General features: G+C 54.9%; 7 protein-coding genes and 1 pseudogene. 1 reads left to right on the top strand and 7 read right to left on the bottom strand.

Annotated features, from left to right (window positions below; all coding sequences use genetic code 11):
- Positions 1-1,723 (top strand): annotated as a pseudogene (locus VKV29_RS13305) (hypothetical protein); the annotation flags it as partial.
- A 153-nt stretch (positions 1,724-1,876) separates the two neighbouring features.
- Here VKV29_RS13305 and hisS read toward each other — a convergent pair.
- The 7 genes from hisS to VKV29_RS13270 all read right to left on the bottom strand — a co-directional run.
- Positions 1,877-3,178 (bottom strand): histidine--tRNA ligase, encoded by a 1,302-nt coding sequence (gene hisS, locus VKV29_RS13300; protein WP_324201798.1) that lies wholly within the window; start codon positions 3,176-3,178, stop codon positions 1,877-1,879.
- Between the two features lie 119 nt (positions 3,179-3,297).
- Positions 3,298-5,565, bottom strand: a complete 2,268-nt coding sequence (locus VKV29_RS13295) for a protease pro-enzyme activation domain-containing protein (RefSeq protein ID WP_324201797.1) — start codon at positions 5,563-5,565, stop codon at positions 3,298-3,300.
- A gap of 279 nt (positions 5,566-5,844) precedes the next feature.
- Positions 5,845-6,642, bottom strand: coding sequence for a VanW family protein (locus VKV29_RS13290; RefSeq protein WP_324201796.1), 798 nt, complete (start codon positions 6,640-6,642; stop codon positions 5,845-5,847).
- A complete protein-coding gene (locus tag VKV29_RS13285; protein WP_324201795.1) occupies positions 6,642-11,438 on the bottom strand; it encodes an alpha-2-macroglobulin family protein in 4,797 nt (1,598 codons plus the stop codon). The genes VKV29_RS13290 and VKV29_RS13285 overlap by 1 nt, the downstream gene beginning before the upstream one ends.
- A 12-nt stretch (positions 11,439-11,450) precedes the next feature.
- A complete protein-coding gene (locus tag VKV29_RS13280) occupies positions 11,451-13,172 on the bottom strand; it encodes a hypothetical protein (RefSeq protein WP_324201794.1) in 1,722 nt (573 codons plus the stop codon).
- A gap of 433 nt (positions 13,173-13,605) precedes the next feature.
- Entirely contained in the window at positions 13,606-14,625 is a 1,020-nt protein-coding gene (locus VKV29_RS13275) for a LacI family DNA-binding transcriptional regulator (protein WP_324201793.1), read from the bottom strand.
- A gap of 152 nt (positions 14,626-14,777) precedes the next feature.
- Positions 14,778-16,156 (bottom strand): tetratricopeptide repeat protein (locus tag VKV29_RS13270; protein WP_324201792.1); only part of this gene is annotated, 1,379 nt, incomplete at its 5' end.

Here is a 16,156-nt window from a genome sequence, read left to right as displayed (position 1 = left end):
CAAAATGCCGGCAGATGCCCCGGTCATCAGCTATCCCTATGCAGGGCAGGACGTTGGGGTTGGCGAAGGCCCCGGTGTAACCCTCTTTGCCGAGTTCGGGCGCTATCTTGTTGGCAGCACCGACTGCAGCAACCTCAGCGTGCATTCCGGCATTCGGCTCCCGAATTTTCATCAGCGCCACCCCGCACCACCAAAGTTAGACCCAAGCAAAGTCTACGTCTCCTGGATCATCTCCGATGGCGATAACTTGCCGGTGCTAAGTGTTTTCAACTTCCCGGTGCTCTGGAAAAGCTCGGTACGGGGCACCATGCCTATCGGCTGGTCTATATCCCCCTCTTCCTGGCTGCTTATGCCCGATATCGCGAACTACTACTACCAGACGGCCACGCCGGATGATCAGTTCGTAGGGGCCGTCTCCGGCATCGGCTATACCTATCCCGATTCGTTTGGGACGCGTTATAAAGCGCCTTATCGTCAGGAGGTCTTCGACCGCTTCTTGTATCAAACGGCCGAAGGCTACCGTCATATGGATATCGTAGACGGCTGGATTATGGGCATTACGCACGACTCGCTGTTAGACCGTTACGCCGAAGATATTCCCACGTTGCAGGCGCTCTTTCCTGACTACGGGCGGCGTGTAGATTCGTATGATGAGGCAACCTACCCCATTGTGCGCAACCTGCCCGTGTTTCATGCGGTGACGAATTGGAACGGCCAACTGTCGCGTGAAGAGCAGATCGATTCGTTGGTGGAGCAGATAAGGGCTTTTACGCCAAAACGTCGCCCCGCCTTTCTCCACCTATTTGCGCTCAACTGGTTTACCGATCTCTCCATGCTGCCGGAGATTATGAAGCGGCTTGGCGACGACTATGTGGTGGTGCGACCCGATGCACTAGGAGCGCTTTACCGCGAGTATCTCAAACAGGAGAAGCTTCTCGTAAGTTGTCCCGACCTTATTGTGCGCATTGTGGGCCTGCCTTTGCGGTTTCAATGCACCCTAGAGAATGTGGAATCGCATCCGGTGTCCGCACAGGTTCGCGTGACAGACGGGATGGAGAACGTTCAAGTGGAGGGAAGGCTAAACGGGTTGGCGCCGGATGTAAAAGTCCCTATAAGCATTGGCGGCGTGCCCCAAGCGGATACGGTGCAGTTCGAAACCTCGGTGGTTGGCGGCCCCCTCCAGCAGAGAACGGTGCGGCTGCGTTCTATTGAGCCTTCGGAGATCGTCGGTGGTCTAGAGGCGATTCAGGTCAATGGGGCCGCACCGCCTACGCTGAGCTACGTAACTCATTTCTCGATAGGTGCCTTAGCCCATGAAACGGGGGCAATGGTTTCAGACCCAGCGGCGATAGGGGGTGAAGCCTGGCAAGTGAACCCCGGCAAAGATATGCCGGGACATGCGATCTTCGGCCCCTACGTGCCGATGCCTGCGGGAGACTACTTGGCGCTGTTCCGCATGGAGCGTGTCGGTGCCCAAGAAGGTTCGATAGGATTGGTAGATAGCTGTGTGGGAGGTGGGGTGCCGGTGCTTGCCCAGCGCGATGTTCTGTTATCGGAGCTGCCCACCGATCGCTATGTGTACGTTCCTCTCCTTTTCCATCACCCAGGCGGTGCCTTAGAGACGCGCTTCTATTGGGATGGTAAAGTGGGAGTGCGTATTGATGGGGTAGACCTATGGCGCATTGGCGCCGGAGGCGCAGCAACAACGATGCGTCGTCCCTAGCTCACTCAACGTATTGCGTTGAGACTTAGCTGATACAACAAACTTGGGGGTGAAGACGAGTCTACCGCCGTTCAAACCATGCCCAAATAATAGGGGATAGGCCCTGTGCCTACCCCCTACACACATACCCATAGCGTTTACAATATGGCGAATTCAGCCTTGCTCGAGCCGCTCTTTTATATGGGCAACGACGTTGTGTAGTGGCAACTCCTGCTGCTCACGAGTCGTTTGATTTCGGAGGGCCACCACGCCACGAGCCAGCTCGTCCTCACCGATAAGCAGGGTATAAGGGGCGCCCAGGTCGTCGGCACGTTTTAACTGTTTCTTGAAGTTTCTCCCTTGATAGTCCATATCGGCGCATATGCCGGCTGCGCGGAGATCGTGGAGTAGGCGTACGGCTATGGGGCGCAGGTGGCCGCTATCGCCCAGCAGAACGAGGAAAATCTCCGGGTTTTCAGGCTCTATGGGCAACGAGATAGAGAGGGCTTCCAGAGTAAGCAAGCAGCGCTCGACGCCCAGTCCAAAGCCGATGCCGGGCGTCGGAGGCCCCCCGCACTCCTCTACAAGGCGGTCGTAGCGTCCGCCACCGCAGAGTGCATCCTGTGCGCCAAGCCCTTTGCCTTTCACTTCAAACACGGTGCCGGTGTAGTAATCAAAGCCGCGCACCAGCATGGGGTCTACCACGAAGGAGGTTTCGAGCGCCTTCAGATATTCCTGCAACCTCTCAAAATGGTCGCGGCTTTGGGCGTCAAGATGGTCAAGCAGTTTGGGGGCTTCGGCGAGAATCTCTTTTTCTTTTGGGTCTTTGGTATCGAGCATACGCAGTGGGTTCAGCTCAAAGCGCCTCTGGGCTTCCTGGCTCATTTGGCTAAGATAAGGGCGCACATAGTTTCGCAGGGCTTCGAGATAGCGGGCACGTGCCTCTGGGGTGCCGACAGTATGGATATGCAGAGCAAGCTCTGCAATGCCCAACGCACGATAGAAGTCCATGGCAAGAGTAATGACCTCGGCATCTATGGCCGGGTCTATCGAGCCGAACACCTCCACACCGAGCTGCTCGTGTTGGCGGTAGCGTCCTTTTTGGCCGCGCTCATAGCGAAAGTTTTGACTGGTGTAGTAGAGTTTAAGAAGAGGGTATTGGGCAAAGAGGCCATGCTCGATGCAGGCACGGACGACGGGTGCCGTTCCCTCCGGCTTTAAGGTGAGGCTGCGGCCACCGCGGTCGGTGAAGGTGAACATCTCTTTGCTGACGATGTCGGTGGTTTCGCCGATGCTGCGGGTAAAAAGCTCCGTCTGTTCGAGAATGGGCGTGCGAATTTCACGATAGCCGTAGCGACGGCAAAGGTTTTGGAAGGTACGTTCCACATAGCGCCATTTTGCCGAGTAGAGCCATGGTTCTTGCGCGGGCGGGTAGGGCAGAACGTCGTACATGTAGGGGGGTGCTTTGTATTTCAAACAGGCCTCCTTTGCATGGAAGTGCGTTTGTTAGGCATTGTACGTCATCTTTGGCTCTGTCGTCAACAAAAAGCGGCCTTCTCTACATAGAGAAGGCCGCCGCAAACGCTGGAGCTACGTCATTGAACTGTTAGTGAGAAGTCGTCCACCACGAAGCTCGTGGGGGCGAAGGTGGTTTGCGTTCCCACAAGGCGAAGGATAACCGTTTGACCCGCCAGCGAGGTGGGTAGAGAGAAGGTCTCCTGCGTGTAGCCTGTGTTGGCGTTGAGGTTGGAGAAGGTTTGGACAAGATCAATAAGTTTGCCGTTTATGTCCAATATCTCCACTTGGAGGGTATCCACCGGTGTTGTGGCCGTGTTGGCTGTATCTATGTGTAGATAGAAGGAGAGGGTGATAGTATTGGCAGGGCTGGGAATGGTTATCGTTTGCTGGAGCATGTCAGTGTGGGGTAATGGGTAGCCGCACAGCCAAGCGTCCCAATAACCGGAGTGAGGAGGTTCTAGTAGGCTATCCGAGATGACACCCGGTGTAGCTATCCATGGACTTGGATCAAAGCCGTTTTCAAAGCCAGGATTGCCGATAAGGTTAGTAGGAGGAGGCGGTTGTACTAATTCCGCATAGAGGTTTGCACCATTAAAGCTGCCAAGCCCCGAGGCATCATCATAGCCGGAAACGGCAGGATAGAAGCCATTGTTACCGGTTGTGATATCATGAAAGTCATTTGCATATTTGGTGCTGTCTTGAGCAATGTTGTAGAGGATTGGGTTCACAAAACCGAGGAGAGGCTGACGTGCTTTCGCTCTTCCTGCATTTACATCGGCAGTAAAGGCTGCCCAGAGAGGAGCTGCAGCGCTCGTGCCACCGACTGTGAACCAACCGCCAAAACTAGCTACATAGATATCGTAGCCCGTGTTGGGATCGGCATCTAATGTGACATCCGGAACGTTCCGTAAGGCAGGGGAGCCTAAGGAAGCAGGTGAAATGAAGCCAGCTTGGTAGCTAGGTATTGCCCAGTGGATACTGATGCCTCCACCGCCGCCACCGCCACCGTCAATCACGTCGTTGTTCCAGACGGTTTCAGAGACATACGCTCCACCCGGACCATTGGTGAATAATGTTGTACCACCTACACCGGTAACAAAAGGCTGATCCGCGGGGGAATCTACGCTTAGAGTGGAACCATCATCGAAGGCTCCGTTATCACCAGCTGCGGTGAAGAAAGATTGTCCCTGGGCAGCCATCTGAGCAAATGTGTAGTTCTGGGCTATCAAAACCACTAGCGGTAAGAGATCCTCGGCGAGCCCCCATGAGCAGGATATACAGGTAGCTGTATCGTCATCAGCAATCGCAGCAAGGTTGTCGAGGAAACTTGCGATATTGTCTGGGGATTCATAGACGAGAATTTCCGAGGCATTGTAGGCCAGTGCTAACATCATGTCTATGTCTAAAGTAACCTCGACCTGTCCTCCGGTCCCGCTTGGCGTTCCATTGAATCCATCGAGTAAGACGTTCTTGAGCGAAGGCGAGTTTGGTAGCTTGAACTGCGTGATGTACTGAGCAATATCCGATATCGCATAGCCGTCCAGCTCTACAAGGCCCAGTATTTGACCATTACCATATAGAACCCCAGATGTCAAGTTATAGGCTGTCAATATGTCATTTGGGGCTAGGCCTCCGGCAGGGCCGGTGCCAACGTTCAGGGGCTTGAGCCCGGTGTAAATTGGAGGAGTACCGATAGGGTTCGACGAACCACCTTGAGTAGGTGGATATGGGCTTCCGATAGTTGGCGGTGGCCCAAAACCACCGGGGAACTGAAGAAGCGGTTTTGGCTTTCCTGCATTGTCTAGCCCTACAATCCCCACAATGGGGACGGGCGGTGCGGTAGGATTGCTGTCAGGCGCATAGAACTTGCTACCATCCGGACCGGTGTACTGGCGCAGCTTTACGTGGAAAGCGTTTTGGGCTTTCATTGCCGATGTGGTGATACCAAGTAAGAGACGGTTCTTGTAGGTTTGCGTCACCTGAAAACCTTGCGATTTTGCCCAGTTAATTACACGATTGTAGTCGGCTTGGGAGAGACCGAACATATCTCCAAACTGCTGTGGGATAAGGTAGTGGTGATATAGCGGATCGTTTGGGGTGTAGATGCGCTTTATATAGTCGTCTAGCTTTTTCTGGTTGGGGATTTGCAGCACGAGCATAAGATGAAGGGGTTGGGTAGGTGGCACCACTCCAACGGGCGTGGAGCGCGCGATGATCGCCGGTAAGTGCCCCGGTAGGCGCTTTAACGGCATTTGCCCTGTGGCCTTGTAAGCCGTTAAGACGAGCGCCAGAATGCTGCTGAGCAGCACGAGATGGCGCAATGACTTGGTCAATAGGTCTCGCATGGATAAAAGCTCCTTTCTTTGTCCTTCCTAAAGCACTCTTTCTCTCCTCTAATGCGCAGCTATAATGCTAGTAAACCATAGGCCTGTTCTAGGCTGGTCTCTACTAGTCTGTTTCTGGTCTCTTTTAGTGCGCAAGAAGCGCAAAATTTATCGCGTCCATTATATCAAACATCTGCTTTTGGCGCAAGTAGTTTTTTTAGTTTGGTAGACGTGCTCGAAACTTTCTGCGTTTCAAAAAAGTTTATAAGACGCCCTGTGGGCCGATACGGCTAGGCAAGGTCATTCTGATGACGGTGGGTAGATGCCGAGAATGCGGTCGGCTGCGGCATAGGTGCTATCGCTGAGGCTTTCTCGGCGGACGATGGTGCCGTCGGATCGCGTGTAGGTACGGTACGTAATGACTCGATAACCCGGCACTCCTATGGAAAGGAGTCGAGCGTGTTGCCCATACCCCCGGTTGTTCGGCAGTATGAAGGCTTTACGCTGCGGCTGGGTGACGGACAGTGTCTGGGTCTCCACATGAGCCTGAAGAGGAGGTTGTTTTGGCGCCCAAAAGCTCGCCTCCAGTATGTCCTGGGTGGCTCGGCATTCGATGCGAATCGGCCACGGATAGGGGTTTTTGAAACGCAGGTCTATCAGCGTTTGGGCTACGGCCGCATCGCGCCCGGGAGGCACATATTCCGGGCAAAAATGGTGCGAATGCCGCTCTACAATCTGCATGCCGGCAAGCAATGCCGCATTGTAGAGCGTACTGGAAGTTTGACAGACCCCGCCACCAACAGCATTGACCAGTTCACCATCATAACTTACCGGAGCCTGCACATAGCCCTGGTCTGCCGACCAAGAGCCGACTCGTCTATCGAAAGAGAAAAGCCCACCCGGCGGTATCACCGTGCCGTTAACCGCCCATGCGGCGAGGCGAGCGTTTCGGCGCTGCGCGGGGCTTCTGCCGCGCAAGCTGGTGATGTAGCCAGAGATACGAACCTCTTTGGGTGGGGCTGTTGCGGCGATCTGCAGCAAGCCGTAGCCGCTTGCTAACACAAACAGGCCGAGACCAAGAGCATCTGCCAACCGCATTATCGCACCTCCACTCTTTCTGAGCTGGTTTCAACCTCTGTATCGGGGTCGTACATTGCCTGGAGCCGTGTGGGCAAAGCGGTAAAGCGGCCGGCAGTCTGTGCCTGCAGATGATAGTCAATTATATGCTTCCCCTTCGATAGAGAGCGAATAAAGAAGGTAAGCCTATCATCACGGATATCCATGCTGGAGAACCAATAGTCCCAGTCGCCTTCCACATCGGCTGTACCTCGCTCCGTAACCTCTAGGCCGGCCGGTAATGGGTCTTCGATCATCACATAACTCATATTCTTTGGCACCACAAAGCTAAGACGCACCAGAATCGACTCGTTGGGGGCGAAACGATCGTTGGTTGGGATCAGTTCCCCTTTGTCGGAGAGGCGGTAATAGGTGCGCGTCAACTGAAAGTCGGGTAGCTTAAGCGAGGGCAATGGCTGGCCGTTTGATGTGGCCTCAACGCTGCGCACATCAAGGGTGTAAAAGATCGGGCTACTCCCTGTACCGAGCTGCAGCTCCACCGTGTTCTTGGCGGGGCGTAATAGTCCAGAGGGCACTGCCACATCGCGCAGAGGCATGTGGGCGCTTAGCGGAACTTGGGCAACAGGGTGGCCATTTACGGAAATGGCAAGGTTGCCGGTTGGGCTGCGCATCTGTTTCTGGAGAAGATAGTCGCCAAGGAACCGAATGGCGACGGCCATGTCGCGCGTGTTCATCCAGTACGAGTCGGCATGTCGGAGAAGGAACCAGCGAAGGCCCGACTCGATCTGGGGGTTTTGGGGAGCGGCCTCAAGAAGCGCTCGTAGGGCCAAAAGCGTGGTGTAGTTTGAATCGGCATAGAAGAAGCCGGATACGGTCTGTCCCTCCCAATGCGTTAACGCCCCTTCCATGTTCGCACGGCGAAGAAGCGCGTTCAGCGAATCGGTTGTGCTACGGCCGAGAGCTTTATCAATCAAGACGGTATAGGCCAGGTTTTCTGAGGAGAGACCGGAGAGGATAAAATGCGGGCGTGCTTTGGCAACCAGCCCTCGATGCCCGCACTGCGTTAGCACATAGAGAACGAAAGGTTGTACATCGAGGGGTGTTTTTGGTAACATTGCGATGGCCGCTTTTGCGCCGTTATCTATCACCTGCTGGGCCACAGGGTAGCCGAAGCGCATGGCGAGAAGAAGAGATTCAAGCGCATAGGCTGTCATCCACGGGTCGTTGTTGTCATACTGCCACCAGCCCCAGGCGCCGTCGTCGTGTTGTAGGCGATAGAGCCGAGCGATGTTTTCGGCAATGGCGGAGTTAGTTGCCGCTGAAACGCGAAAGCCGAGCCGAGGAAGCGTTCTGGCAGCCACCAGGTTGGCAATAAGGCCACTTGCCGTCTGCTCCACACAGTCGTACGGATAGGCATTGATTGCGTCCACACTATCCTCTAAGACGGTGGCTAGTGAGGGAATAAGTTGTACTTTCACTTGGGTGGCCGAGAGAACGGTTTGAGGGTTGAGGCGAAATACCTCAACCTGCGGGTTGCCGGGGGCGACCTCACCGGAATAAGATGCGACCTGTGTGCGACCGAAGGGGCGAACCGTGAGGGGCAGTTCTACACCATCGTTAAACGATGGGCTGCCGGTGGAGGCAGGCAAAGTCCAGGCCGTTGCCGTAAGTTTTGCCGAGCCGAACATAGGGGCCGTAACCTGCCAGGAGAGCGTGGCCTGTTGGGCGTTTTCTATGTGGCTCTGCTGTTGAACACCACCCTGAATTTGGAGGCCTGCAGCCTGCAGACGAACGATAGCATTTTGAGGTAGGCCGGTATCGTTGCGTACGGTGGCCGTTATGGTGGCCATATCGCCCTGAGTGAGGAGACGTGGCAGTTCCAGTTGCAGTAAAAACGGCTTCGAGACCTGAATTTTGGCGATTTGCCAACCGAACTGGGTGCTTGCTGTTTGCGCGATGACGCTGGCACGCCATGTGGTGAGATTGTCCGGCACGGTGAAGGAAACGACGGCGTTGCCGCTAGAGTCGGTAAGCACATCGGGTGCCCAGAAGGCGGTATCGGCGAATCTACGGCGTATCTGAATGGTGCTGGCTGCCTTTTGTTCGCTCCCTAAGGTTACGGTGTCGTTTGAGAAAGACGTGGTCACCGAGTTCTCGCGATAGGGGTAGAAAGTTCGATAAACGACATCGAGCGATTCTTCCTGAAGCTTGAAGAGAGCCTCGTCTACAACGGCAAACGACAGATCGCTTTTTACCGGTCTTCCGTGAGCGTCGGAGACGTGAACGTGATAGGTCACACGACTGCCGGGTAGGTAGAGCGGGAGATGATCGCCGTAGGGAGGGTGATCGGGTTGGAGAGTAACAAAAAGGCGTTTGTCCGGAATGGGGATACGGACGGTGATGCTGGTGTTACCCGACCCCTTGGCGGCGAGATAGCAGGCAGCAATGGAGACGTTTGGGCCGTACTCCTTGAGGATAGGTATGGGCACTACGAGGCTGTGTTGAGACATAGCGACCGTGAAGGCACGATAGATGCGATCGCCTTCTAACGTGATAAGCACCTTGTGTGGCACAATGGGGCTGACCAACAAGAGATGTGCTGTTTCACCGGGAGTGTAGCTTTTCTTGTCGGTGAGGAGGGTGAGATTGGTGCTTGTATCGAGGGAGGAGCCTTCGTAAGCTGCATCGTACACCTCAATGCTGTCGGTGGTTTCAATAGAACGGCCTTTGACGTCGTGGGTGCGTAAAATCAGCTGAAGACTGCCGGCATGAGGCGGTTTGAAAGAGAAGATGGCTCGACCCTGCGCATCGGTGATGGCGTGCAGAGTCGTCCACAGAGAACGGTGATAGTCTCCACCAACTCCCCACTGCTCGTAGGCCAGTTCTAGGTCCACCGGCTGTTGCGGAACGACCTGTTGTTGCCAGGTATGCACCGTTGCCAAAACGCTTATGGGGTGATTAGGTAGGCAGAAGTAGCCCGTGGGCTGCACTTGGAGCGCGTAGTCGCCGGAGACCACGGGAACCTGGCACTGCTGCTCCGCTTGGCGATTGTTTACGGTAACGATGACGTCGAAGCTAACGAACTCTTGCTGCGGAAGGAACGAGAAGGAGTTGCTGGGGTTGGTTGGCACGCTGATGACAGCGTCGCCGTTTGAGTCGAGGGTTGTTTTCCCCTCATGTTCTAAGCTGCCATAATAGCCTTCGCTTTGGGCCTCATCCACGTCGGGGGAGTCGGGGGAAATGTCGTTTTCATCGTTTTCCTGAGGGCTACTCTGGTTGAACACCTGATAGGAGATGGCGGCGTTGGCTACCGGCGCTCCATAAAAATAGGCGGCATGGACGTGAAGGTGAATTGGCTCACTGCGCACGTAGAGCGGGCGATCCGGAGTGAGGGTTACCTGAAACTCAGGTTTGCGATAGGCGGCCACGACCACATCCTTCGTATAGCTTACCGAATCGTCGGGCATCTGGACGACGAGCGTGTAGGTGCCTGTAACGGCCTCTTTGGGCAGGGTCACTTGGCCGTGAAAAGCGCCGAAGCTGTTGGTGTAGAGGGTTTGGCTATACACCTGGATGTTTTTAGGGTCGCTCATCACTACGGATACCGGAGTGTGAGGAGGAGGGAGCACATAGCTCCATGCGGAGCCGCCGTTCGAGTCGCCGGTCACCACAGGGGTTAGCCGGCTACGCCGCACAATACCCTTAAAGTAGATGGTCTGTCCGGGTCGGTAGAGAGGTCTATCATTGTAAGTACAGACGGTATAGAGACCATTGCGGCCCGAATAGTAGTGAACTCCTTTTACGACAACCTCATCGTTGCCGCGTTGTGCCACAAAAAACTGGCTTTCAGTTGACGGGGATTGTGGATCGGTGAAGAGTACCAAACCGTCTTGGTTCGTTTCGGTTTGCAGGCGCAGTTCGTTATCGTGGTAGCATCGCACCGTGCAATGCGGAATCGAACCCCCACTAGGCATATCCACCACATAGGCGAGGGTTTGTGTGTCGGCCTGCTTGAGCACCATGGCCATATCGCTGATCTGCAGCCAACCTCCAATGCGATCCTTTTGATGGCGAAGGCTGAGAATATAGAGACCTGGAGGAAGCGGTGGAAGGACGAATCGCTTATAGAAAAAACCTTCAACATCAGGCCTACCGATAGCAACCTCTTTCTCGAAAACGAGTTTGGGAGCGGGCATTGTGGTTGGGTGTAGGAGGGAGGTAAGATAGCCCGTAGCGGAGGTTATGTCTGCAGCGCTTAGCGCGTCTAGGTCGGAGGCAAGTTGCCGGCTTTGGAGAATTTGAGATAGTTTTGTGCGATAGACCTGCACATGGTACGAGTCTTTCCCCGGCGGAACCCCGTCGCTTACATAGCCACGCACGGCGAACCGGCCTCGCTCTTTAGTGCCAAAGACCCATCGGCGCTGCACCATTTCAAGGCGGGGGAGGCTGCGTTGTAGAAACAGAGTAACGGGGGTAAGCGCCCCTTCGCCCACGTGGATGCGGCTTATCTCAATGCTGTGGGCCGGCGTATCGGCAGAGATATCGTAATCTCCGGTGGGCACGCGCGAGAGGACGAACTTGCCATGCGCATTGCTGACGGTACGTAGCCGATGGCGGTAAGGGTTGCTGTCGGTAGGAGTAAGCACCACTTCGGCTCCGGCAATCGGTTTATGAAGATCGCTCAGCCAGACGGTTCCGGTAACCCCTCCAATAGGTGTATCCTGGTAGATGCGATAGGAAAGCCCAAGCCCAATGAGCGTGAGTGCAAGCGCTATGGGGAGGAGATGCCAAAAGGAAGAGGGTGGTTTCGTTTCCATTAGTGTCGCTCCTCATGAATGGGTGTCGGCTTTTGCCTGTCGGCCTTGAGGGGGAGGGCGTCGGCCTTGAGGGGGAGGGCGTCGGCCTTGATGCAGATAGCTACCAAGCTCTCCGGCAAACGTTGCCAGAACCAGGAAGCCTGTGGCGAGCAACACGATGCGAATCTTCTCTTCGCGGGCAAAGTCGGCCCAAGGGAGAGCTGTTTGCGTCCACTGCAATAGGGCCAGCATCATGGCTGTAGAGAAGTGGGTGGGCAAAAGGTTGTACAGCGTTAGGTAGGCCTCCTTCTGCTCGTCATTCGGCTGGAAAAGAGGCAGAAGGGTGGTGAGGGCTAGACCGAAAAACAGGCCTTCGACACACTTGGAGCCGTAGATCAGCAGAACAAGGCCTGGGATGAGCAAGGTAAGCAGGCCGGTGAGCAGAAGATGATAGAGCGGAAGGGTTTTTGTGCGGTCAAAATGCGCCCAAGAGAGCAGATAGCCTTGAACGAGCGGTGGGGCGAGAACCCCCACTAAAAACCCGAAGAGGGCGTAATGATCGGCTAGATCGCGGTGCCAAAGTTCGTCGCTATAGCGAATGAGGAAGAGCCGATAGAGGCCTAACAACGTGGCGAAGAGGCTGATGAGGGTCATTTGCGTTAGTGTGCTGACGCGGAGAGGATATTCGGCGAGGCTGGTGGAGGCAATACGCGCGGCGATAACAAACCAGGCGGCCATCAGCATCACACCAATACCAAAACCGCCCAGAAGTTGGTAGGCTGCCATATATCCAACTAACACAAGCAGTGCGCTTAGCGCTCCTACCTGCCAAGCCCAGGCCCAAGCCCCATTTTGTGAGCGGAGTTTGCCGATTTCGAGAAGCCACCAAACCAGGAGCATCCCAAGGCTGCCGGTGGCGCTTAGGAGAAAGAACGGAGGATGCTCCAACGCTTTCGAGCCGATAAAGCGAAAGGCAACAAGCAGGAAAGCGGTTCCGATCATCACACGCAGAAGACGTGCGGCCTCGGCTTGCGCAGGCAGCTCTTTGAGCCATCGTAGACGACCGGCTAATTTGCCTAAGCCGGCAAACGGTAGAGAGAGAAGAAAGAGCAGGCAAAGGGTGGTATCGGCGAGGGCAAAGCCGATGGCGCTCCAGTGGACAGGGGCGGGGCTTGCCCCGAACCGCGTTGGATTGCGATATTCTCCGGCAACAGCAAACAGTAGCAAGGCCAGCACGAAGCCCAGACAGGCTATCTGGTTAAGCCATAATCTCTGCCCCATTGCGCCCTCTTTGGGGGTGCCGATGGCGGTGAGGAAGGTGGATACGAACCAGCCGATGGCCACTCCAAAATGCGCATCGGGCAGGCTGTTGCGCATCCAAAGAGAGGGAACCGCCATTACAGCAAGAGCAAGGAAGTAAGGGGTGGTTTGAGCAGGCGAGTCTATAGAGGCACTGCCGGTGGGGATAGAAGGCTCTTCGACGGCGCTTCGATGCTGAACCCAGAAGCCTAGCAGAGCGCCGGCGGTTCCCAGAAGGTAGCCAAGGCTAAACCCGTGGACGAGCGTGTGTGGGGTATGTGCCGCAAAGCTCAAAAGCTCGCCGAGCACGGCAATTCCGATGGCGGCAACAAGATAGCTGCGCGACAGATTTGGACGTGGACTTTGCCGGCTAAGAACCGGCCACGACAACAGCAGGGCGGCAAGTACGCCGATGCCGCCAAGCCCTAAGGCGCTACGAAACAGAAACAGTTCCATAGGTGTGACCCTCCTCTGACACACCGAAAGAAAACGCTCAGCAAACGAACAAAATGTTTATAGAAACTGCAGTGGGTTTTCGATGTAAAATCCTATGGCTTTTCGTAGCGCCGGTTTATTTGCAGGGTGCATTATTATAGCAGCGCCATCGGCTGTTGTCAACAAAGTCTTTCAGGCTTTTTAAAAAAGTGGGGATATGCCATCGGCATATCCCCTAAAGTGAACCGCCATGGCGGTTCCAGGTCATGAAGGGCCAAAAGGTTAGGGCACGCTTACCCGAAAGTTCCCGCCAATGCCCGTTCCCGAGATTGCAGGCGTGCCTTGTAGCTTAGCTCCTTATACTTACTGCAATTTCGGTGCCAAACCAGCAGTTCAACGGGGAATTTTGAGGAATTTTTTCAAAAAATTTTTGGTGCTCGCCGTTTGGCTGAACCTACCCTCCCACAGTGCTGGCTCGAACGTCCAGACGCATAGGGAAGCGGCGAATTCGTTCTCTTGGCGGTTGACCGTTGATAAGGGCAACAAGCATCTCCACCGCCGTGGCACCTATCTCGGTAAGTGGTTGCCAAAGAGAGGTGATGGGCGGATGGGCATTGGCGCTGATATAGGTGGAGTTGATCGTAATGACGACGATGTCCTCTGGAATACGCAACCCTTCGGCGATGGCGGCTTCAACGAACGCACGACCGATGTATTCTGCATCGATCAGCATCGCATCGGGAGGGAAAGGCAACTGCTTTAGAGCGTCAATCCATTCTGATGGGGTATGGGCCTGCATGGAAGGCCAGTCGGCAATGAACAACTCTATTTCTGGATGTTGCTCGGCGAAGCGCTGGGCGCTTTGTGTGCGCTCCCTCGTCCAGGAGCTTTCGGTTTGCGGGATGGCGCAGTAGATGCGTTTGCGACCTAGGGTGAGGAAGTGTTCCAGCGCCATTTGCACTCCACCCTCGTTATCGCAATCTACCGAATAGCAGGCGGGATGGTCTACGTGGTAAGAGACGCAGACGATGGGGAAGCCGCTTTCGAGAAGAGCAAAAGTGAGCGGGTCGGCCCCTTCTCGACCGATGAGAATGGCTCCATCGGCCAGACCGCCCTGAATATCGGACGCTTGCGACTGCCAGTCCGGAAAGTGGGCCGAGTGAAGCACCATATTGTAGTCGTAGCGTGGTAGAGTGGCGAGAATGCTCGAAAGGATTGGGCTATGATAGGCCGATTGGTGCACAAGGCTGTCGGGGGTATTGAGGATAACGCCGATGCGTTGGGTGCGCCCTGTGGCCAACGCGCGTGCCGTGGCGTGGGGACGATAGCCGATGCGCAGCGCTACCTCGCGCACATGCCGTTTGGTAGCCTCCGGAATGGAGTGGGCGCGACCGTTAAAAACCAAAGAGACGGTTGTAGGCGACACACCCGCCGCCTCAGCTACATCGCGAATGCGCACACGCTCGCTTCTCACACAGATGTCCCAAAGATAGTTTGACTTCGAGAAAGCAGTAAGTAACCACTTTACTCTTTAAAGATACACCTTTTTACCACTTTATGCAACCCCCTTGTGAACTCTACACGGCTGCGACAACGAGTTCCTTGCAGCTGGTTACGGCAGTGCTATCACAACTCCTGGTGTTTATAGGGTGGCAGCGTGTCGTTGGGAAAGAGGGTCTCTGCCTCTATTTCGTAGGCTATGACACGACGCTTATCTCCATCGCTTCCCAGCAGCCCCCAGTTCCCCTCTGCAGCCAAAGAGAGCAGAATCATGCCCTCAAGCTTCTCTGGAGAATCGTAATCGGTTTCCGTAAAAGCACGTCCACTCTTTTGAGCATAGCGGGCAAAACAGTCGCGAGCTTGCTTGACATCTCCAAGACGATAGTAGGCAAACGCCAGGTAAAGCGAGACCATGGAGTCTTCAGGCTCTAGCTGTTCGCTCAGTTTAAAGGACTTTAGTGCCTCGGCCACCTTGCCCTCTTCCAACTGAATTTGCCCCACTTTAAAAGCGATTTCTGCCTTTTGCGACCTACAAAAGGCTTCCAAAATCTCCTCGATGATCCGATCTTTCTGGGCAGGCCATAGAATGGGCGGCTTCCTGCTTTGAGGTTCCCCAAAGGGAAAGAGCATCATCTGAACGTTTTTTAGTAGCTCCTCACGAAAATTTGAGCTATCAAGACGTGCTAATGCATTTTTGTACAGTTTGATGGCGTTTGCAAGATCGCCATTGTCATCGTCTTTTTGACCAACACTTGTGAGGTCGAATCTCATGCTCCACAGGTTGTTGAAAATCTGCTGTATGGCTAGGGCTTCGGATCGCGTGGTGCGAAAACCCACGTCATTGAGAGATTCACGAGAGATGCGCCGATTCCATTGGGGGGGCTGAGGGTAGAACGGGCTTGCTTGCCAAAAGAGCCGGCTATGGGGGAGGAGCGTCCAGTGGTCATGCGCGTGAGTAGCCCTTGCCTGCCAGTGCCAGGTGATCTCTTGGATCGGAATAGGGCATCCTCCTAACGGCCAAAAGAGCAGAAAATCGTGAAAAGTATCGTTGACCTCTATCTCGGCGATGTTGGAGGAGTTGGGCGGAGGAGCTATACTAGGAGCATTAAAAAACGAGTAGGCCAGACCTACGGCAACGTAGAGCATGCCGTTATTGGGAAACAGAATTTGATCGTCTAACCCCGTTTGATTGAGGAATGGGACGGTAGCGATTCGATGATCGGCTAAAATATAGCGCCGATTTGGTTGGATGGTTTGACAAATGGAAAGAGAAGGAAACCCCCCCGAATCCGGTCGCGAGAAGGGGACGGGGACATCAATGCCGTACAGAAGCAGAATGCCATAGGTATCCAGCACTCCTGAGTCGTCGAGAAGAGCCGTCGTATTGTTGGCGGCATCGTGGAGCACCCATGCGGAGAACGGATGCGTTATGACAGGATGAAGCACCGCAAAATCGGGGCTTGTGATCGTAAGATGATGAAACCCGCCTTTGGGCAGCGAATCGG

Source organism: Chthonomonas sp., assembly GCF_035294165.1.
In the GTDB taxonomy this organism is placed as follows: Bacteria; Armatimonadota; Chthonomonadetes; order Chthonomonadales; family Chthonomonadaceae; genus Chthonomonas.
This window is presented reverse-complemented; position numbering and strand designations above follow the sequence as displayed.

Bases quoted from the DNA above. Each gene is read 5' to 3' on its own strand.
- VKV29_RS13280 (WP_324201794.1), bottom strand. From the start codon at position 13,172: ATGGAACTGTTTCTGTTTCGTAGCGCCTTAGGGCTTGGCGGCATCGGC.
- VKV29_RS13285 (WP_324201795.1), bottom strand. From the start codon at position 11,438: ATGGAAACGAAACCACCCTCTTCCTTTTGGCATCTCCTCCCCATAGCG.
- VKV29_RS13295 (WP_324201797.1), bottom strand. From the start codon at position 5,565: ATGCGAGACCTATTGACCAAGTCATTGCGCCATCTCGTGCTGCTCAGC.
- VKV29_RS13290 (WP_324201796.1), bottom strand. From the start codon at position 6,642: ATGCGGTTGGCAGATGCTCTTGGTCTCGGCCTGTTTGTGTTAGCAAGC.